This window comes from Dyella sp., from assembly GCF_051954575.1.
Classification (GTDB): Bacteria; Pseudomonadota; Gammaproteobacteria; order Xanthomonadales; family Rhodanobacteraceae; genus Dyella_B.
This window is the reverse complement of the sequence record NZ_JBQCHP010000072.1, coordinates 24,137-43,304: the sequence shown is the minus strand read 5'-3', so window position 1 is coordinate 43,304 and position 19,168 is coordinate 24,137. Positions and strand designations below refer to the sequence as shown.

Sequence of the window (19,168 nt, the reverse complement as noted above, 5' to 3'; positions counted from 1 at the left end):
GAAAGCGGGAATCCACCTTTGCTCGTTGCATCAGAGCGACATGGATTCCCGCTTTCGCGGGAATGACGGCCAGGAGAGCGTACGCGTTGCCACAAAGAGCCGCGGGCCCATCAAGGAACCATGTTGATGGACGCCAACCTCGACAGCGAGCTGCGCGACGATTTCCTGGTGGAAGCCGGGGAGCTGGTGCAGCGCCTGGGCGAACAGCTGATCGAGCTGGAAGCCTCGCCGCACGATCGCGAGTTGCTCAACGCGGTGTTTCGCGTGTTCCACACCGTGAAGGGCGGCGCCGGCTTTCTCGGCATCGAGCCGATGGTGCAGTTGTGCCATTGCGCGGAAGAACTGCTCAACGATGCGCGCAATGGCAAGCTGGTGCTGAACTCCGCGCATATGGATGCGTTGCTCGAAGCGCTCGATCTGCTCAACGGCATGATGGCGGCGCTGGCCAGCGGTGCGGCGATGTCGCCGCCGCCGCAGGCTTTGCTCGCGCGTCTGCAGCCCGCGGTGGAAACGGTCGCGGGCGTCGATGCGACCGCCAAGCCGGCGCGTTCGGCCGATCCGATCGAAGCGGAATTCGAAGCCTTGCTCGACACCTTGTACGGGCAAGGCGGTGCACCGGGCGCATCCAAGCACGTCTCCAACGAAATCAACGAAGACGAATTCGAAAGCCTGCTCGACACCTTGCACGGCAAAGGTGCCGCACCCGGCGCCAAGCCCGAGGTGGTCGAAAAGAAAGACATCAGCGACGACGAATTCGAAGCATTGCTGGACAGCCTGCATGGCCACGGCGGCGCGCCAGGCCAGGTCGCAGCGCCTGCGCCAGCACCCGCTCCCGTTGCGGCAGCGCCGGTGGCCGCCGCCGCAGAGCCGCGTGCAAGCGCAGCCGCCAAACCGGCTGCCGAAACGACCGTGCGCGTCGACACTACGCGCCTGGACGCACTGGTCAGCCGCGCCGGCGAACTGGTGCTGCTGCGCAATCGCCTGCTGAGCCTGGCCTCGCGCAGCGACAACGAATCGCTGGCGGCAATGGCGGGCGACCTGGATCGCGTATCCGACGATCTGCAAAACGCCGTGCTCGGCATGCGCATGCAGCCGGTAGGTCGCCTGTTCCAGCGCTTTCCACGCATCGTGCGCGATCTTGCGCGCCAGCTCGGCAAAGACATCGAACTGATCACCGAAGGCGAAGACACCGATCTGGATCGCAGCCTGGTCGAAGCCTTGGCCGATCCGCTGATTCACCTGTTGCGCAACGCGGTCGATCACGGCCTGGAAGATCCGGCCGGCCGCGAACGGGCCGGCAAGCCGCGCAAGGGCAAGGTCAAGCTTTCGGCCAGCCAGCGCGGCGAGCGCATCGTGATCTCGGTCAGCGACGATGGTCGCGGCATGGATCCGGACGTGCTTCGCCGCAAGGCGGTGGAGAAGGGCGTGATCGATGCGGCGCAGGCCGCGCGCCTGTCCGAAGTCGAATGTTATGAGTTGATCTTCCGCCCCGGCTTCAGCACGGCCGCGCAGATTTCCGATATCTCCGGCCGCGGCGTCGGCATGGACGTGGTGAAGACGCGCGTCGCCGAACTCGGCGGCACGCTGCAAGTGCATTCGCGGTTGGGTTCGGGCAGCACGCTGGAGCTCACTGTGCCGCTGACGCTCGCCATCCTGCGCGTACTGATGGTGCGCGTGGGCGATCGCCTGTTCGCGCTGCCGCTGGGCAATGTCAGCGAAGTGTTCGAACTGCAGCCCCAGCACGACCACATGCTCGACGGTCGCCGCGTCGCCGCGCATCGCGGACGCGCACTGGTGCTGGGCGACCTGGCCGATTGGGCCGGCGCCGGCGGAGCGGGCGGACGCAACGTGGTGGTGTTGCACGTTGGCCACATGCACCTGGGTTGCCTGGTGCACGAGGTGATCGGCCGCGAAGACGTCATGGTGAAACCGCTGGGACCGCTGTTCGAAGGCGTGCCCGGCGTGGCCGGCGCCACCGTCACCGGCGACGGGCGACTTGCGCTGGTGCTGGATCTTGCTGCGTTGTCGCAGGAAGGGGGAGCGTTGTTGCCCTCGTTGAAGGTGTCGGCATGACGGCTATCTTCGAGCACGTCCGCGTAGGTTGGGGTGCGAACCCCAACATCGCCATGTGTGTGCGCTGCCACGTTGGGGTTTGCACCCCAACCTACACATACCCATCGAGAACATACCCATCGAGAGCAGCGATATGGACGTCATAAGCATCGCCGGCACCATCCTCGCCTTCGTCGTGCTGATCGTCGGTGCGATCCTCAAGGGCACCGACGTCTCCGCGCTGTGGAATCCGGCCGCGTTCGTGATCGTGTTCATCGGCACTATCTCCGCCTTGCTGCTGCACACGCAGGGCAAGGTGCTGAAGCGCGCGCTGGGCATGCTGAAGATGGTGTACAAGCCGCCGCAACTGCATCCTTCCGATTTGATCAGCCGCGTAATCGGCTGGAGCGAAATCTCGCGCCGCCAGGGCCTGCTCGGCCTGGAGCCGCACATCGATGCGGAAGACGATCCGCTGGTGAAAAAAGGCCTGCAATTGCTGGTGGACGGCAGCGAGCCCGAAGCGATCCGCAGCGTGCTGGAGCTGGAAGTGGAAACGCGCGAGCAGGCCGATCTGCACGCCGCGAAAGTGTACGAACAAGGCGGCATCTATTCGCCGACCATGGGCATCATCGGCGCGGTGCTGGGCCTGATGGCGGTGATGCGCGATCTTACCGATCCGGCCAAGCTCGGCCACGGCATCGCGGCAGCGTTCGTCGCCACCATCTACGGCATCAGCCTGGCCAACCTGCTGTTGCTGCCGATCGGTGCGCGCCTGAAGGGGCTGATCACCAAGCAGACGCAGGTGCGTGAGATCCTGATCGAAGGGTTGATCTCGATCGCCGAGGGCGACAACCCGCGGCAGATCGAAAGCAAGCTGCAGGGCTACCTGGTATGAGGCGCCGGCACAAGCACGAGGAGCACGCCAATCACGAAGCGTGGGTGATTCCGTATGCGGATCTGCTTACCTTGCTGCTGGCGTTGTTCGTGGTGCTGTACGCGATGTCCAGCGTCAACACCACCAAGTACCGCGCGCTGGCGCAGGCGATTTCGTCGGCCTTCAACGGCTCGCGTGCGGTGATCCAGCCGCTGACGCCCAATCCGCCGCAATCGAGCGTGCCGGTGCCCACCAACAAGCCGGCGCCGATTCCGCGCACGCCGTTGGCGCAGATCCTGCTGCCGGTGCTGACCCAGCACATCGCCACGCCGAACACCACGCCGGGCACGCCGTCGGACCAGAACAAGACCAAGCTCAGCGACGAACAGCAGAACCTGGAGCGCATCCGCAACCAAGTGGAACGCGCGCTGCAGCCGCTGATCGACAAGAACCTGGTGGTGGTGCGCCGCACGCCGACCTGGCTGGAAATCGAAATCCGCACCGACATCCTGTTCCCAAGCGGCGTGGCAACTTTGTCGCCGTCGGCAACGCAGGTGCTGACCAGCCTGGGCGACATCCTGGCGCCATTCGCCAATCCGCTGCGCGTGGAAGGCTACACCGACGACGTACCGATCAATACGGCCGTCTATCCGTCCAACTGGGAACTCTCCGCCGCGCGCGCGGCAAGCGTGGCGCGCCTGTTCGCCGAACACGGCGTGGAGCCGGAGCGGCTGGGCATTGTCGGCTGGGGCCAATACCGGCCCGCGTCCGACAACGCCAGCGAAGAAGGCCGCAACAGGAATCGCCGCGTGCTGGTGGTGGTGCTGAGCGACAAGGCTGCGCCGCGCCGTTTCTACACCAACAGCGCGCAGATCAACCAGACCGCAGACGCGCAGAGCGACACGACGGATGAACAATCCACCGCGCCGGCGCCAACCGCCGTTGCCGCGCAGCCGAGCGCGCCCGTGTCAACGCCGCCGCTGGTCGTAACGCCGCCCGCTGCATTGCCGTCGCCGCAAATCATCACCCCGGTCGCATCGCTGATCACCACGCCGGCGGCTCCGCGCGCGACCACGCCGGACAGCAAGGGATAAAAGTACGATGAGCCTGGTGCCCAACTTCGAAGCGATCGCACGCGAACCGTGGCTGTCGTTCCAGCTCGACGGCCAGCACTACGCCGTGCTGCTCAGCCGCGTGAGCGAGGTCATCCGCGATGGCGCGCCGACACCAGTGCCCGGCGCCGCTGATGACCTGCTTGGCATCTGCCATCTGCGTGGCAACATCGTGCCGGTGATGGACGGACGTCGACGGCTCGGCCTGAATACTTCTGTTGCAAGCGACCCTTCGGCCGCGCGCATCGTCGTCTGCATGCATGAAACCCATCGCGTGGGCGTGCGCGTGGACGCCGTCGGCGACCTGCTGCAACCCAGGCCCGAAGCAATCGAACTGCCGCCCGCCCGCTCGGGCCGGGCGGACGATCCCGTACAAGCGGTGATGGGGTGGCACGGTGGTTTTGTCGCCTTGCTGGATGTGGCCAAGCTGTGCCGCTTGGATCGGGCTGGCAAGGAAGCGGCGTAGGCCAGCCGTTGGCTTCATGGCCGGGCGAGCGCGCTCCATAGGCTACAGCCTATGATAAGCGGCGCCACAAATAGGTTATAGCCTATTTCGATTTGAGTTTTTATAGTTTATAACCTATATTTTTTGCGCAACGATATAGGCTGCAAGCTATGAAAACTGCCACTCCCGCTCACATCAAGGCCCGCAAAAACCTGGATGCTCGCCTTGGCGACGGTTCCGGCCTGCGCCAGAAATTGGCGCGTCCAAACCAGGGGTGGATTCGCGCGATCCGGCAATCGCTGGGCATGACTGCCGAACAGCTTGGCCGGCGCATGGGCGTCACCCAGGCAACCTTGAGCGGGCTGGAGGCTTCCGAAATCAATGGTTCGATCCGGCTGGCGACGCTACGCAAAGCCGCCGAGGCGATGCATTGCACGCTGGTCTATGCACTGGTACCCAACACGTCGCTGGAGGAAATCGTGCAGGAGCAGGCGAGGAAGGTCGCCGCCGAACAACTCAAGCCGGTCGAGCACAGCATGCTGCTGGAAAACCAGTCCCTGCACGGCATGGTTCGCGAGGAGTTTCTGCAGGACTACATCGAGAACGAGGTCGACTACCGCAAGCTGTGGCGATAAGTAGCGATGATCGACCTCTTCGATGCGGATGACGGGCAGACCGAGCTGAGCCCGGAGGAACGCAAAGGCCTCAAGCCGGCGTACATCACCTACCGTTCCGAGTTGAATCGCGAGGAACAGGAAAACATCCTGAAGGCGGAAAGGTGGCTGTTCGCACGACGCCTCGCCGCGCCGGACATTGTCGACCAGGCATTCATTTGCCAAGTCCACAAACGGATGTATGGGGATGTCTGGGATTGGGCCGGCAAGTATCACCGGAGCGATCGCAACATCGGCGTGGACTACTACCGCATTCACCCGGAAATGCGCGTATTCATCGACAACGTTCGCTATTGGCTGGAACATCGTACCTACCCGGCGGACGAACTCGCCGTGCGATTTCATCATCGCTTGGTGTGGATTCATCCATTTCCGAATGGCAATGGCCGCTTATCACGCCTGCTCGCCGATCGCCTTGTGGTAAGCCTGGGCGAACCCCGATTCACCTGGGGAAGAACGAACTTGCTCAGCGCCAGCGACGTGCGGGCTCGATACGTCGATGGCTTACGAAAGGCCGACGGCCATGACCTTGCCGCGCTGCTCGCCTTTGCGCGATCGTGATATTCCCGACGATTCGCTGATCTCGCGTAGGCTGGGTTAGCGCAGCGTAACCCAACGGTTCGAGGCGACATGGCCGGGTCACATCAACCTTGGCTGGCACGCCGCACGCCGTCACGCCTTGCTCGAAGCCTCATAAATACTCGCCAACACCGCCGCCGCCGCGGCATACAGCAATGGCGGCACATCCGCACTCATGCGCAGCGACACCAGCAATGCCGCGATCTGCGGATCGTGATGCAAGGGCAGGCCCAACGCATGCGCATGACGAAACAGGTTCTCCACATCGTGCGCCGCGGCGCCGGTGGATAGGTGATTCGCGTCGCCGCCATTGGGCAGGCGCAATACCACCTTGCGCTGTGGCGCGGGCAATGCGGGCGTGGTCATACGGTGGCCTTCAGGAACACGGCGCTCATGCCGTTGCCGGCTTGCGGCAATCCGAACTGCACGCTCAATTGATCGAGAAACAAGCCGGTGGTGTCCAGGCGTTGGCGCAAATCCGCGAACTGTCCTTCGAGCCGATCCACCGTTTCCCGCAGCTGCGCCCATAAACGCACCGACAGACGCAAACCGCGCAATTGCAGTTCACCGACGATGGGGCCGAGCGATGGCAGGTCGAGCGAAAAGCCCATCGTCCAATCGCGTTCGGCTTCCGGTTCGTGCTTGAGCGAGATCTGCAGCACGTCGGCGCCCTCCGCATGCTGCACGGGAATCTCTACGATCCAGTGGTTGGGATTGGCCTGCAACTGCGCCACTTCCAGCCGCGCGAGCGCCGCCTGCACGTCGGTATTGAGACGCGGCAGCAGCTCGGTGGCGTCGCTGGTAGTGGCCAATTCCGGCGGCAGCGGCAGGCGTCCTTGCGGGGTCACACCGCGATAGAGCAGGGGTGGATCGACTTCGTCGCCGCTGCTTTCGCTGAGCGTGGCCTGGCCTTGCAGGATCGTCATCAGGCGCAGCAGCGCACCCTTCATGTCATCTTGCACGACGGTGGCATCGTTGGTGGGCGCCTGGGCCAGTTGCGCTTCCAGAAACAGTCCGCTGCGGTTCACCGCCTGGCGCAAGCCTTCGGTCGTGGCCAGTTCGCGCGGCGTGCTCATGCTGTGCTCGAGCAAGGCCAGTGCGGACCGCAAATAGGGTGGCAATTGCTTGGCGACCGACCACTGCGACAGCGCCGTCACCGTGGCCAGCAGCGGCGCGTAACCGTTCTGCTGCGGCAGGCGTTCGCGCAGGGCTTGATGCACGGTGCTGTCGAGCGGGGCGGTGGCGCTCAGCACTTCCAGTTGCGGCTGCGCGCCCACACTGAGCACGCGCACCTGGAATTGCGGCGGCAGCTTGGTGCCCGGCGCCTCGGTTTCCACCGTCAGCGCGCCCACCTGCAGCACCAGCAAGCCCTGTTCGTTGACGCCGAGCGGCCGCGCGGACAGCACGTTGCCAATGCGCCAGCCCTCGGAACTGGCACCTGCTGCTGCACCGAGCCAGGTCAGTGCGGCGAGGCTGGTTGGCTGGATGATCACGCGTGGCTCCTTGGCCGGCGGCGTGCGGGTTTGGGCACGGTTCGTGGGCCTTTGAAGGTGGGTATCGGCGCGTCGGCATAGAACTTTAGGCCGTAGGTTTGGGGTGCGAACCCCAACCTACAAAACCCTAAAGCTGCCCCCTGCTGCGCCGATAAAGCCCATACAGACCAACCCAGCGAGGTAGCTGCCATGGGCGCCAAGAGCAAACACGAAACGCGGGTGAGCATGCCGGCCGACTGCCGCATCGCCGATGTCGGCGAACTGCACACGCAACTGAAGGGCGCGCTGGGCTCATCGCAGATCGTGCTGGATGGCGCCGCGGTGGATCGCATCGACACGGCCGCGCTGCAGTTGCTGGTGGTGTTCCAGCACGAAGCGAAGAAGCGCGAGCGGCACGTGCAATGGGCGGGCGCGAGCGTGCCGTTGTACGACGCGGCCGGCCAGTTGGGTCTGATGGAAGCATTGGCATTGCCGGCCAAGAAGCCGGCCTGAACTTGAGGTGGAAGATGGCAAAGATTCTTGCGGTGGACGATTCGGCATCGATGCGCGGCATGGTGGCCTTCACCCTGCGTAGCGCGGGCTACGAGGTGAGCGAGGCGGAGAACGGACAGATGGCGCTGGATACGGCGTCCTCGTCGAAGTTCGACTTGGTGCTGGCCGACGTCAACATGCCGGTGATGGACGGCATCAGCATGGTGCGCGAACTGCGCACACGCGCCGAATACAAGGGCGTGCCGATCCTGATGCTGACCACCGAATCCAATACGGACAAGAAGATGGAAGGCAAGGCGGCGGGCGCGACCGGCTGGCTGGTGAAGCCGTTCGATCCGGAGCAGTTGCTGGCGACGGTCAAGCGGGTGCTTGGTTGAGCAGCGTCGGGTGTCACGGTCGAGGTCTTGACCGCGCCGCCACTATTTCCTGACGTCATTCCCGCGAAAGCGGGAATCCATTTGCTCTGAGGCGAAAGGCGGACATGGATTCCCGCCTTCGCGGGAATGACGGCGGGTGAGATTGCGTATCTCCGGGGTTTCTTTCTTATGAGCAGCATCAACATCGCCCAATTCCACAAAGTTTTCTTCGAGGAAAGCCTCGAAGGACTCGACGCCATGGAATCGGCGCTGCTGGCGCTCGACGAGGGTGGCGACGCGGAGCTGGTGCACAGCATTTTCCGCGCCGCGCACTCGATCAAGGGTGGTTCGGCCACGTTCGGTTTTCCCGACATGGCGGCGCTCACGCATGAAGCCGAATCGCTGCTGGACCAGGTGCGCGACGGCCGCCGTGCGATCGACAAGCCGATCATCGAATTGATGCTGCATACGGTGGACTGCCTGCGCGGCATGTTCGACCGCGCGCAGAACGGCCAGCCGCTGGCCGATGCCGATAGCGAAAACCTCAAGCAGCAGCTTGCGGCGGCGGCGGGCAACAGCGTTCCTGCAACCGCGAACAAGGCTGCGGCAAAACCGGCCGCATCCAGCGGCTGGATCATTCACTTCCGTCCCCACGCTGGCATGTTGGCCGGCGGCAACGACCCGTTGCGTCTGTTGCGTGAACTGGCTGCGCTCGGTCAGCTGGTCGTCGAGGCACAGTGGGATCGTGTGCCCACGCTGGACGCGCTCGACCCTTCCGAATGCCACCTGGGCTGGCGCCTCGAACTGACCGGTGCGGTCACGCGCGAGGCCATCGCGGCGGTGTTCGAATGGGTCGAAGACGAATGCGATCTCAGCATCGAGCCGCTCGTTGCCGCCGCGCCACCGCCCGCACCCGTGGTCGAAGCCGTGGCGGCGCCGGCCACGAATGCGGGCGCGGCGGCAGGCACTTCACGCAGCGCGGCAGCCAGCAGCAACGATGCCGGTTCCGTGCGCGTGGCGATCGACAAGATCGACGGCCTGATCGACCTGGTCGGCGAACTGGTGATCACGCAGGCGATGCTCGATCAGTTCCGCGAGGAATTCGATCCCTCGCGCCTGGCCATGCTGCAACACGGCCTGGCCCAACTGGCGCGCCACACGCGCGCCTTGCAGGAAAGCGTGATGGGCATCCGCATGCTGCCGATCGGTTCGGTGTTCAACCGCTTCCCGCGCCTGGTGCGCGATCTCAGCCAGAAGCTGGGCAAGCAGGTAAAGCTGGATCTGGTCGGCGAGCACACCGAACTGGACAAGACGGTGTTGGAAAAAATCGGCGATCCGCTGGTGCACCTGGTGCGCAACGCGATCGACCATGGCCTGGAAACGCCGGACAAGCGTCGCGCCGCCGGCAAGGGCGATGTGGGCACGCTGCGCCTGGAAGCCTTCCATCGCGGTGGTTCCATCGTGGTGGAAATTTCCGATGACGGCGCGGGACTCAACCGCGACGCGATCGTCGCCAAGGCGGTGCAGAAAGGTTTGATTTCCAGCGGCGAGAACCTGAGCGACGAAGCGGTCGGCGAGCTGATCTTTCAGCCCGGTTTCTCGACCGCGGCGGTCACCACTGATCTCTCCGGCCGCGGCGTGGGCATGGACGTGGTTCGCCGCAACGTGGTGGACCTGGGTGGCAACGTCGCCATCAAGAGCCGCGCGGGGCAGGGCACCACCTTCACCATCACGTTGCCGTTGACGCTGGCGATCATCGACGGCCTGCGTGCGGCGGTCGGCGGCGAGTGCTACATCGTGCCGCTGGTGTCGATCGTGGAATCGGTCCAGTTGCGCGCCGATGCAGTGCGCAGCGTCACCGGCGGCGGCGAACTGTTCCGCTTCCGTGGCGAATACCGTCCGATCGTGCGCCTGCACCAGCAGTTCGGTTGCGCCAATGCGCGCCAGAACATCGAAGACGGCCTGGTGATCGTGGTCGAGGCGGACGGCACGCAGATCGGCCTGTTCGTCGACGAACTGGTCGGGCAGCAACAAGCGGTGGTGAAATCGCTGGAAGCCAATTACCGGCGCGTGGACGGCATCTCCGGCGCGACCATCCTGGCCGACGGTTCGGTCGCCCTGATCGTCGACGTGGCCGGATTGATCCGCCTGCAGTCGCGACGCCGGGCGGCCTAGCAAAAAAGTTGCGCAGCTTGGGAGGGAAGCTGCGCATGTCCAAATCTCGCGCATACGAAGTCGCGCGAGGCCGTGCATGGAGTGCGGTGGGGCCGTGCGCCCCGTCTTCCCATGTCATTGAAGGTTCGTCGTCATGAAGTCCCCATTGAAAACGCTCGAACGCCTCAGCCTTTCGGCGCGGGTGTGGCTGGTCATCGCCGTGGTCATAACCGGGTTGGTGGTCCTTACCGTGATGACGTGCATGGATGGACGATCCCTGCTGATGCAGGCGCGCGAGCGCGCACTGAGCGATGAAGTCGCCACCGCCACCTCGTTGATCGACAGCTACCGCATGCGCGCCGCGAAGGGCGAATTCAACGAAAGCGAAGCACAGCGCCGCGCGATGGAGGCAGTCTCCGTACTGCGCTGGAACGACGGCACCGGCTACGTGTACGTGTTCGATTCCAATCTGATCATGCACATGCATCCGATCATGCCCAACCGGGACGGCAAGAGCATTCGCGATGACCATGATTCCACCGGCAAATTCCTCTATCGCCAGATGCTTGCCGCGGATCAGCGCGATGGGCACGGCCTGACCGAATACATGTGGCCGATGCCCGGCAGTCAGGGCGACAAGCACAAGATGACTTACACCGCTTACTACAAGCCATGGGACCTGCACGTGGCGGCGGGCGCCTACTTCGTCGATATCGACGCGCAGTTCGTGCAGATGCTGAAACGCAGGCTGCTGCGCGCAAGCCTGGTCGCCTTGCTGGTATTGCTGGTGGTGGGGGAGTCCATGCGCAGCATCCGCCGCAGCATCGGTGGCGAACCGAGCATGGCGCTGGCGCTGGCCTCGCGCATCGCCGATGGCGACCTGCGCAGCGACGACGCCTTGGTGGCGGCGCCCGGCAGCCTGCTCGATGCGCTGGGCCGCATGCGCGGCAAGCTCACCGAGGTGGTCGGCGAAGTGCAGCAGAGCGCGCAGACGGTCACCTCGGCTGCGCAGCAGATCGCGCGCGGCAACGACGATCTCAGCTACCGCACGCAGGAGCAGGCCTCCAGCCTGGAAGAGACCGCCGCCTCGATGGAGGAAATGACCTCCACCGTGAAACAGAGCGCAGACAACGCTCAGCACGCCAGCCAGCTGGCCGTGGCCATGCGCGTGCAGGCCGAACGTGGCGGCGACGTCGCTTCGCGTGCCAGCACCGCCATGCAGGGCATCCAGCAGGCCAGCGCGCAGATTTCCGACATCGTTGGCTTGATCGACGAGATCGCCTTCCAGACCAACCTGCTGGCCTTGAACGCCGCGGTGGAAGCGGCGCACGCCGGCGAGCACGGCCGCGGTTTCGCGGTGGTCGCCGACGAAGTGCGCAACCTGGCCCAGCGCAGCGCGCGCGCCGCCAAGGAAATCAAGACCTTGATCGGCGACAGCGTGGAGAAGGTGCAGGCCGGCTCGCAGCTGGTCGACGAATCGGGCAAAGCTCTGGCCGGCATCATCGGCAGCGTGAAAAAAGTGGTCGACATCGTCGATGAGATCGCCGCGGCCAGCCAGGAGCAGGCCGGCGGCATCGAGCAGGTGAACCGCGCGGTGATGCAGATGGACGAAGCCACCCAGCAGAATGCCGCCCTGGTCGAGGAGGCCGCCGCGGCCGCCCGCGCCATGCAGGAACAGGCGGACCGGTTGCATGCGCAGATGGGGTTTTTCCGGGTGCGCGGTGGTGCGCAGGCGCCCGCAAGGGATGCGGCGGTGGTACGCAAGCCGGCTTTGGCGGCGAGTGTGTTTGCTGCGGTGGGTGAATAAGTGCCGCGTTCCTCAATCTCGCCACGACGTGCTCCCTCCCCTGCGAAGTAGGGGAGGGCTGGGGTGGGGTTGTACGAGCCTGTCGTATCACTTGAGTTCATCGCGAGATTGCTTCACCCCACCCCGACCCTCCCCCACTTCGCAGGGGAGGGAGCGGATCCCCGTAGCTTGGATATTCCGGCCTGCCCGCCAGCGCCAGCCAAATGGCGCCAAGCCAAGCTTTTGACGCCCTTCCGCATCCCACTTCTCCCTCCGTTGCACCTCAAGTTTTCCTCCCGTCCGCCGATCTCTCTCTCGTACCGGGGCACCACTTGGCTGCTCCCACGACGAGGCGAACATGTCAGACCAAGCGCAATACCTCACCGTGAACCTCGCGCACGAGGAATACGGCATCGACATTCTGGCCGTGCGCGAAATCCGCGGCTGGACGCCGGTGACGCGTATTCCGCAGTCGCCGCACTACGTGCTGGGCGTGCTGAACCTGCGCGGCGCGATCGTCCCGGTAATCGACCTGCGCCTGCGCTTCGGCCTCAGCCGCGAGGACTACAACGCCACCACCGTCACCGTGATCATCACCGTGGCCGGCCGCCAGTTCGGCGTGGTGGTGGATGCCGTATCCGACGTGCTCGACGTGGCCGGCGACGCGATCCGTCCCGTGCCCGACATGGGCACCACGGTGGATACCGAATACCTGAAAGGATTGACCTCGGTCAGCGACCGCATGGTGTTGCTGCTCGACGCAGACAAGCTGTTGCAACCGCAGGACGCGCAGATGCTCGACGCCGCCCTCGATGCAGTCGGCAATGTGAAAGCCGTAGCCTGAAGGAATAAATCTGATGAAATTGCGTTTCCCTACATTCAAGTTCACATCGCTCACGGTGCGAGCACGGCTGATCATGCTGGTTGGCCTGCTCGGCGTGATGCTGCTCGCCGGTGCGGCGATCGGGCTGTACTCCATGGCGCAGCAGAACGCCGGCACCCAGCACATCTACGAATCCGAACTGGTGCCCTCGCAATACCTGGATGTGGTGCGCAGCGATTCGCTGAAGTCCTTCCTCACCATGAGCGAGGCGGCCGCGCTGGTCGGCAAGCCTGACCAAGTGAAGCAGAAGATGGCGGAGTACGAGCGCTATCAGAAGGAAATGAACGACTACAAGGACCGCTTCGCCAAGCTGCCGCTGAGTCCTGCGGTGGCCGCAGCCAATAAAGACTGGCACTCCACCGACAAGGACTACGAGCAGGCCAAGCAGGACGTGCTCGATGCCATCAAGCAGGCCGATCCGGGTGCGTCCGACCTGGTCGAAATGGAGTTGCGTCCGCTGTTGATGCAGCGCCAGGATTCGATGTCCAAGCTGGTCGAGGCGCAGCGCGCCGAAGCGGCGCAGATCTTCGAGAGCCAGGTGAAGAACTACGCGCGCATCCGCTTGATCACCATCATCGCGCTGCTCGCCGGCCTGTTGTTCGCACTGCTGCGTTCCACGCTGTTGATCCGCTCGATCTCGCATGCGCTCAACTACGCCATGAAGGTCGCCAACGAAATTGCCGGCGGCAAGCTGGGCCATACGATCGAAGTGAAAGGTAACGACGAGTTGGCGAAGCTGCTCACCGCGCTGGGCACGATGGACCAGCGCCTGGTGGATATCGTCGCCGAAGTGCGCAATGGCTCCGATGCCGTGAGCACTGCCGCGCAGCAGATCGCACGCGGCAACGACGACCTCAGCCAGCGCACGCAGGAACAGGCATCGAGCCTGGAAGAAACCGCCTCGTCGATGGAGGAAATGACTTCCACCGTGAAGCAGAACGCCGAAAACGCCAGCCATGCCAACCAGCTCGCCCGCGGTGCGCGCGAACAGGCCGAGCGCGGCGGCGAAGTGGTGGCGCAGGCGGTAACCGCCATGCGCGAGATCAACTCATCCAGCCGCAAGATTTCCGACATCGTCAGCCTGATCGACGAAATCGCCTTCCAGACCAACCTGCTGGCGCTGAACGCCGCGGTGGAAGCGGCGCGTGCGGGCGAGCAGGGCCGCGGCTTCGCCGTGGTCGCCACCGAAGTGCGCAACCTTGCGCAACGCAGCGCGGGTGCGGCGAAGGAAATCAAGCTGCTCATCAACGATAGCGCCGACAAGGTGCGCGCGGGTTCCGAACTGGTCGATCAATCGGGCAAGGCGCTGGCCGACATCGTCGACAGCGTGAAGAAGGTCACCGATATCGTGGCCGAGATCGCAGCCGCCAGCCAGGAACAATCGGCCGGCATCGACCAGGTGAACCACGCCGTGTCGCAGATGGATGAAATGACCCAGCAAAACGCCGCGCTGGTGGAAGAAGCCTCCGCCGCCGCACGCGCCATGCACGAGCAGGCAGGCGAGTTGTCGCGCCAGGTGAACTTCTTCCGCCTGGGCGAGGAAGCGGCAGCGTCCGTGACGTCCAAGCCGAAGGCAGCCGAGATTCTGGCCGAAACCGAAGCGGTGTTCGCCGCCGTGCGCCAGTCCGCGCCGCCGGCTGCGCCGCGCCGCAGCGTGCCGGCAACGGCCGACAGCGACGTGTGGAAGGAATTCTGAGATGACCCATGCGCTCCCTGTCACGCAGGGAGCGCATGAAGCGGCACGCGCTTGGTGATGGCTGCCTGGATGCGCAGCCGAAGGGGGAAGGGCATCGACGCTGCGCGACCGCATGCGCGACGGATGCAGGAGCGAAGCCATTCGCTCTCATAACGATACGAGGTAAACGTCGTGACACTGGGTAGCCAAGCCATTTTTCGCCACGCGATCGCTACATCGCACACGACCGGACGGAAGGAGTCGCACATATGACGACGGCAGCTGTTTCGAATTTCGGCGCGGTCGTCGCAAACGGCGGTGGCCCGCTGCTCGGCGATGCGGAGTTCCAGTTCCTGCGCGATTTTGTCTACCGGCATTGCGGCATCGCGCTGAGCGAACAAAAACGCCAGCTCGTACAAGGCCGCCTGCTGCGCCGGCTGCGCGCGCTGGGCCTGAAGGAATTCGCCAGCTATTGCGAGCTCTTGCGCAAGGATCCGGATGCCGAACTGGGCGAGCTGGCCAGCGCGATCAGTACCAATGTCACGGCGTTTTTCCGCGAAATGCATCACTACGACCTGCTGGTGGAGCAATTGCTGCCGCGCTGGCTGGAAGAAAAGAAGCACGGCGGCCGGCTGCGCATCTGGTCGGCCGGCTGCGCGACAGGCGAAGAGCCTTACGCGCTGGCGATGGTATTGGCCGAAGCGCTGGAGCGCACCGGCAGCCATGTCGATGCGCGCATTCTCGCCACCGATCTTTCGCCACAGGCATTGGAACACGCGCAAGCAGGCATGTACGCGCTCGATCGCATGGAAGGTGTCAGCACCGAACGCCGCCGCCGCTGGTTCCTGCGCGGCGAAGGCCAGTACGAAGGCTACGCCTGCGTGCATCAGCGTCTGCGCGAGCTGGTCACCATCCAGCCGCTCAACCTGCTGCACGACTGGCCGATGCGCGGGCCGTTCGACGCCATTTTCTGCCGCAATGTGGTGATCTATTTCGACAAGCCGACCAAGCAGCGTCTGTTCGAACGCTACGCGGGGCTGCTGGTACCGGGCGGCTATCTGTTCCTGGGCCATTCCGAATCGATGCACGGCTTGAGCGATGCGTTCGACCTGGTCGGCCGCACCGTCTACCGGAAGCGCGTGTCATGACCGCCCCCGTGCGAGGCCTCGCCGTTGCACCGAACGTCAACGCGCCCGTCCTGCCCGGGTTCGAGCACATGCGCCGATTCTGGGATCCCACCCACAACTGCATGACGGTGAAGGTCCTGCCTGGCGAGTTCTACGTGAGCGCGCAGGAGGAAATGATCTCCACCGTGCTCGGCTCGTGCGTATCGGCCTGCATTCGCGATAACGATCGCGGCATCGGCGGCATGAATCATTTCATGTTGCCCGAGCCGATGAGCGGCGAACGCAACGATTGGTCGGTCGCCGTGGGCCGCGCGGCGCGCTACGGCAGCGACGCCATGGAGCAGCTGATCAACGCCGTGCTGAAGGCCGGCGGCAGGCGTGAATCGCTGACCGTGAAGATCTTCGGCGGCGGCCGCGTGCTGACCCAGATGACCGACGTGGGCCAGCGCAACATCGCCTTCGTCAAACGCTATCTGGAAACCGAAGGCCTGCCGGTGGTGGCGGCGGACGTGGGCGACATCTATCCGCGCCAGTTGCAGTATTTCCCGTCCAGCGGAAGGGTTCGCGTAAGGCAACTGCGCAGCCAGCGCGACGCGGAATTGGCGGCCAACGAGCAGCGCTACCTCAAGCGTTTGGCGAACGATCCGATAAAGGGTGAGGTGGAGCTGTTTTAGAGAACTCCACTTCTGACTGCCTCCCCTGCATGCAGGGGAGGGCCGGGGTGGGGTCAGGCTCTTCGCCTGGCTGTTTGAGAGCAAGAGCTCACCCCTCCCGGCCTCCCCCTGCATGCAGAGGGAGGGGAAAGACTAACGAAGCACACAGCGAGAAAGCGGTAATGGAAAAAGTTCGTGTCCTGGTCGTCGATGATTCCGCCCTGGTGCGCAAGCTCCTGTCGGCCATGCTCGATTCTGATCCGGGCATCGAGGTGGTCGGCGCGGCCGCCGATCCGCTGATTGCGCGCGAAAAGATCAAACAGCTCAATCCGGACGTGCTTACGCTGGACGTGGAAATGCCGCGCATGGACGGGCTGACCTTTCTCGAAAACCTGATGCGCCTGCGCCCGATGCCGGTGGTGATGGTGTCCTCGCTGACCGAACGCGGCGCGGAAGTGACCTTGCGCGCGCTGGAAATCGGCGCGGTGGATTTCTTCACCAAGCCGTCCAGCGACCTGGCCAATTGCTTTGCCGAAAGCGCGCAGGAGATCTGCGCCAAGGTGAAACTTGCCGCACGCACGCGCCCGCGGCCCTACACGCAGGTGCAGAAGGTCGAGGTGGCGCCGCGGCTCTCCGCCGACGCCGTGTTGCCGCGCTCGCAATCGCCCGGCACGCGCGGCAGCCAGCGCATCATCGCGATCGGCGCGTCCACCGGCGGCACCGAAGCGATTCGCGTGGTGCTCGAGGCGATGCCGCCGGATGCACCGCCGATCGTGATCACGCAGCATATTCCCGCCGCTTTCAGCGGCCCGTTCGCTGCGCGCATGAACCACTGCTCGGCCATGCGCGTGTGCGAAGCGCGCGATGGCCAGCCGATCCAGCCAGGCCATGCGTACATCGCACCCGGCGGCGAGCATCTGCTGGTGATGTGGGATGGCGCCAAGCATGTCTGCCGCCTGCACGACGGTCCGCAAGTGAATCGCCATAAGCCGAGCGTGGACGTGCTGTTCCGTTCTACCGCCGCCAGCATCGGCGCCGCCGCCATCGGCGCATTGCTGACCGGCATGGGTGATGACGGCGCGCGTGGTTTGCTGGAAATGCGCGAGAGCGGCGCGCCGACGCTGGTGCAGGACGAAGCGAGTTCGGTGGTGTGGGGCATGCCCGGTGCCGCGTGGAAGCTTGGCGCCGCCGACGAAAAACTGCCGCTCGAAGACATTGCCGCGCGCCTGCTGGTGCTCGCGCATCAACCCATTGCCGGCGCACGTCGCGCCGCATCCTGACGTATCGGAATCGCTTATGTCCGCTATCCTGCCCACCTCCGCGCCACGCCCGTTCATCGGCATCGCCGCGAGCCTCGTTGCCTTGCTGCTGTGCCTGGTCTGGGATCCGATGTGGCTGGCGCCCGTGCTGATCACCGCGCTGTGCGCCGTGTGGATCTTCGAATGCCGCCGCCTGTCCGCCGCCACCGTGGTGGAAGTGGCGCCCGAGCCCGACCACGCGCCGGTGCGCGAAGCACTCGAAGACATCCGCGGCGCACTGGTCGACGAGCTCGGCCACGCCTCGCGCGAGCTGCATCAGGCGCTGGACCTGCTGCGCGATGCGGTGTCCGAACTGGGCGGTGGCTTCGACGGCCTGTCGCAGAAGACCGGCATGCAGCAGTCGCTGCTGAAGCAGATCATCGACGTGCAGAACGGCGGCGTGTCCGTGCAGGATTTCGCGGCGCGCACCGGCGATCTGCTGGAGCATTTCGTGGGCCTGATCGTGCAGCTGTCGCGCGAGAGCCTGCGCATCGTCTATCGCATCGACGGCATGTCGAAGGAAATGGATGCGGTGTTCGCCTTGCTGAAGAACGTCAACACCATCGCCGAGGAAACCAATCTGCTGGCGCTCAACGCCGCGATCGAAGCGGCGCGTGCGGGCGAGGCCGGCCGCGGCTTTGCGGTGGTGGCGGGTGAAATCCGTAATCTCGCCAGCCATTCCAACCAGTTCAACGAACAGATCGGCAGCCACGTCGAGCGCGCGCGCATCGCGATGGAGCAGGTGCGCGGCCTGGTCGGCGAACTGGCCTCGCAGGACTTGAACGTGGCGCTTTCCGCCAAGGGCGACATCGACGCCATGATGGCGCACGTCACCGAAAGCGATGCGCGCACCAGCGCGGTGGCCGACCAGGTGGTGGAAATCAACCGCGGCCTCGGCAACGACGTATCCACCACCATTCGCTCGCTGCAATTCGAAGACATCCTGAGCCAGCTGCTCAACCAGACGCGCGTGCGACTGGTCGAGCTGCAAGGCATTGCCGCCGACACCACGCGCGACATCGAGACGCTGGCCTGCGAAGTATTCGATGCACAGGTATTGCGCCAGCATTCCGAACGCGTCCGCGAGCGCCTGGCGCTGCAGCGCGAAAAGGCCCGCATCCGCTCGCGCGGTCCGGCCTTGCAGAACAGCATGGATGCCGGCGAGATCGAACTCTTCTAAGGAACGCCGTCATGAGCCTCAACGTACAACACGACACCGAGCAGGATTGCCTGACCCTGCAACTGGGCCAGCATTTCGATTTCAGCGTGCACCGCCGTTTCCACGATGCGTGCCTGGGCGAACGCAAGCCATCGCGCAGCTACGTGATCGACCTGGGCGAAGTGGAAAGCATGGACAGCTCCGCGCTGGGCATGCTGCTGCTGCTGCGCGAACACGCCGGCGGCGATCGCGCGGAGATCCGTATCGTCAATGCCAACAGCGCCTTGCGCGGCACGCTGCGCGTGGCGGGGTTCGACAAGTTGTTTACGTTGCACTGATGTGACGCGGCGCATCGG

The 19,168-nt window shown here is 64.5% G+C and carries 19 protein-coding genes; 17 read left to right on the top strand and 2 right to left on the bottom strand.

Features of this window, described 5'->3' with window-relative positions; translation table 11 throughout:
* The first annotated feature begins 126 nt into the window (after positions 1 to 126).
* From ACTHNE_RS09720 to ACTHNE_RS09695, 6 genes are all read left to right on the top strand, one after another.
* Entirely contained in the window at positions 127 to 2,073 is a 1,947-nt protein-coding gene (locus ACTHNE_RS09720) for a chemotaxis protein CheW (protein WP_440269152.1), read from the top strand.
* A gap of 133 nt (positions 2,074 to 2,206) precedes the next feature.
* Positions 2,207 to 2,947 carry a flagellar motor protein gene (locus tag ACTHNE_RS09715; RefSeq protein ID WP_324941296.1) on the top strand — a complete coding sequence of 247 codons (741 nt, stop codon included), beginning with the start codon at positions 2,207 to 2,209 and terminating at the stop codon, positions 2,945 to 2,947.
* Positions 2,944 to 4,020, top strand: coding sequence for a flagellar motor protein MotD (gene motD, locus ACTHNE_RS09710; RefSeq protein WP_440269151.1), 1,077 nt, complete (start codon positions 2,944 to 2,946; stop codon positions 4,018 to 4,020). The genes ACTHNE_RS09715 and motD overlap by 4 nt, the downstream gene beginning before the upstream one ends.
* 7 nt (positions 4,021 to 4,027) lie before the next feature.
* On the top strand, positions 4,028 to 4,504 hold the full coding sequence (locus tag ACTHNE_RS09705; protein ID WP_440269150.1) for a chemotaxis protein CheW: 477 nt from the start codon (positions 4,028 to 4,030) through the stop codon (positions 4,502 to 4,504).
* Between the two features lie 149 nt (positions 4,505 to 4,653).
* Complete coding sequence (locus ACTHNE_RS09700) at positions 4,654 to 5,118, top strand: mobile mystery protein A (protein ID WP_324941287.1); 465 nt, start codon at positions 4,654 to 4,656, stop codon at positions 5,116 to 5,118.
* A gap of 6 nt (positions 5,119 to 5,124) precedes the next feature.
* Complete coding sequence (locus ACTHNE_RS09695; RefSeq protein ID WP_324941284.1) at positions 5,125 to 5,718, top strand: mobile mystery protein B; 594 nt, start codon at positions 5,125 to 5,127, stop codon at positions 5,716 to 5,718.
* A gap of 111 nt (positions 5,719 to 5,829) precedes the next feature.
* Here the strand turns inward: ACTHNE_RS09695 and ACTHNE_RS09690 are convergent, their stop codons facing one another.
* Both ACTHNE_RS09690 and fliK read right to left on the bottom strand, forming a co-directional pair.
* Positions 5,830 to 6,102: a flagellar biosynthesis protein gene (locus tag ACTHNE_RS09690; RefSeq protein WP_324941282.1), complete on the bottom strand. Its 273-nt coding sequence runs from the start codon at positions 6,100 to 6,102 to the stop codon at positions 5,830 to 5,832.
* A complete protein-coding gene (fliK, locus tag ACTHNE_RS09685; protein ID WP_324941279.1) occupies positions 6,099 to 7,229 on the bottom strand; it encodes a flagellar hook-length control protein FliK in 1,131 nt (376 codons plus the stop codon). Before fliK ends, ACTHNE_RS09690 begins: the two co-directional genes overlap by 4 nt.
* Positions 7,230 to 7,418: 189 nt before the next feature.
* On the opposite strand from fliK, the gene ACTHNE_RS09680 reads away from it, so the two are divergent.
* The 11 genes from ACTHNE_RS09680 to ACTHNE_RS09630 all read left to right on the top strand — a co-directional run bounded on the left by ACTHNE_RS09680 (position 7,419) and on the right by ACTHNE_RS09630 (position 19,150).
* Complete coding sequence (locus ACTHNE_RS09680) at positions 7,419 to 7,721, top strand: STAS domain-containing protein (RefSeq protein ID WP_324941275.1); 303 nt, start codon at positions 7,419 to 7,421, stop codon at positions 7,719 to 7,721.
* A gap of 14 nt (positions 7,722 to 7,735) precedes the next feature.
* The gene (locus ACTHNE_RS09675; protein WP_192675358.1) at positions 7,736 to 8,098 is read left to right on the top strand and encodes a response regulator; all 363 of its coding nucleotides are present in this window, start codon (positions 7,736 to 7,738) and stop codon (positions 8,096 to 8,098) included.
* A gap of 168 nt (positions 8,099 to 8,266) precedes the next feature.
* Complete coding sequence (locus ACTHNE_RS09670; protein ID WP_440269149.1) at positions 8,267 to 10,252, top strand: chemotaxis protein CheA; 1,986 nt, start codon at positions 8,267 to 8,269, stop codon at positions 10,250 to 10,252.
* A gap of 133 nt (positions 10,253 to 10,385) precedes the next feature.
* Entirely contained in the window at positions 10,386 to 12,038 is a 1,653-nt protein-coding gene (locus ACTHNE_RS09665) for a methyl-accepting chemotaxis protein (protein ID WP_440269148.1), read from the top strand.
* 337 nt (positions 12,039 to 12,375) lie between these two features.
* The gene (locus ACTHNE_RS09660) at positions 12,376 to 12,861 is read left to right on the top strand and encodes a chemotaxis protein CheW (protein WP_324937467.1); all 486 of its coding nucleotides are present in this window, start codon (positions 12,376 to 12,378) and stop codon (positions 12,859 to 12,861) included.
* A 13-nt stretch (positions 12,862 to 12,874) separates the two neighbouring features.
* A complete protein-coding gene (locus tag ACTHNE_RS09655) occupies positions 12,875 to 14,596 on the top strand; it encodes a methyl-accepting chemotaxis protein (RefSeq protein ID WP_324937464.1) in 1,722 nt (573 codons plus the stop codon).
* 248 nt (positions 14,597 to 14,844) lie between these two features.
* Positions 14,845 to 15,723, top strand: a complete 879-nt coding sequence (locus ACTHNE_RS09650) for a CheR family methyltransferase (RefSeq protein ID WP_324937462.1) — start codon at positions 14,845 to 14,847, stop codon at positions 15,721 to 15,723.
* 68 nt (positions 15,724 to 15,791) lie between these two features.
* A complete protein-coding gene (gene cheD, locus ACTHNE_RS09645; protein WP_324937460.1) occupies positions 15,792 to 16,376 on the top strand; it encodes a chemoreceptor glutamine deamidase CheD in 585 nt (194 codons plus the stop codon).
* 161 nt (positions 16,377 to 16,537) lie between these two features.
* On the top strand, positions 16,538 to 17,635 hold the full coding sequence (locus ACTHNE_RS09640; protein WP_440269147.1) for a protein-glutamate methylesterase/protein-glutamine glutaminase: 1,098 nt from the start codon (positions 16,538 to 16,540) through the stop codon (positions 17,633 to 17,635).
* A 16-nt stretch (positions 17,636 to 17,651) separates the two neighbouring features.
* Entirely contained in the window at positions 17,652 to 18,833 is a 1,182-nt protein-coding gene (locus ACTHNE_RS09635) for a methyl-accepting chemotaxis protein (RefSeq protein WP_440269146.1), read from the top strand.
* A gap of 11 nt (positions 18,834 to 18,844) precedes the next feature.
* Positions 18,845 to 19,150, top strand: coding sequence for an STAS domain-containing protein (locus ACTHNE_RS09630; RefSeq protein WP_324937455.1), 306 nt, complete (start codon positions 18,845 to 18,847; stop codon positions 19,148 to 19,150).
* Positions 19,151 to 19,168 lie beyond the last annotated feature (18 nt).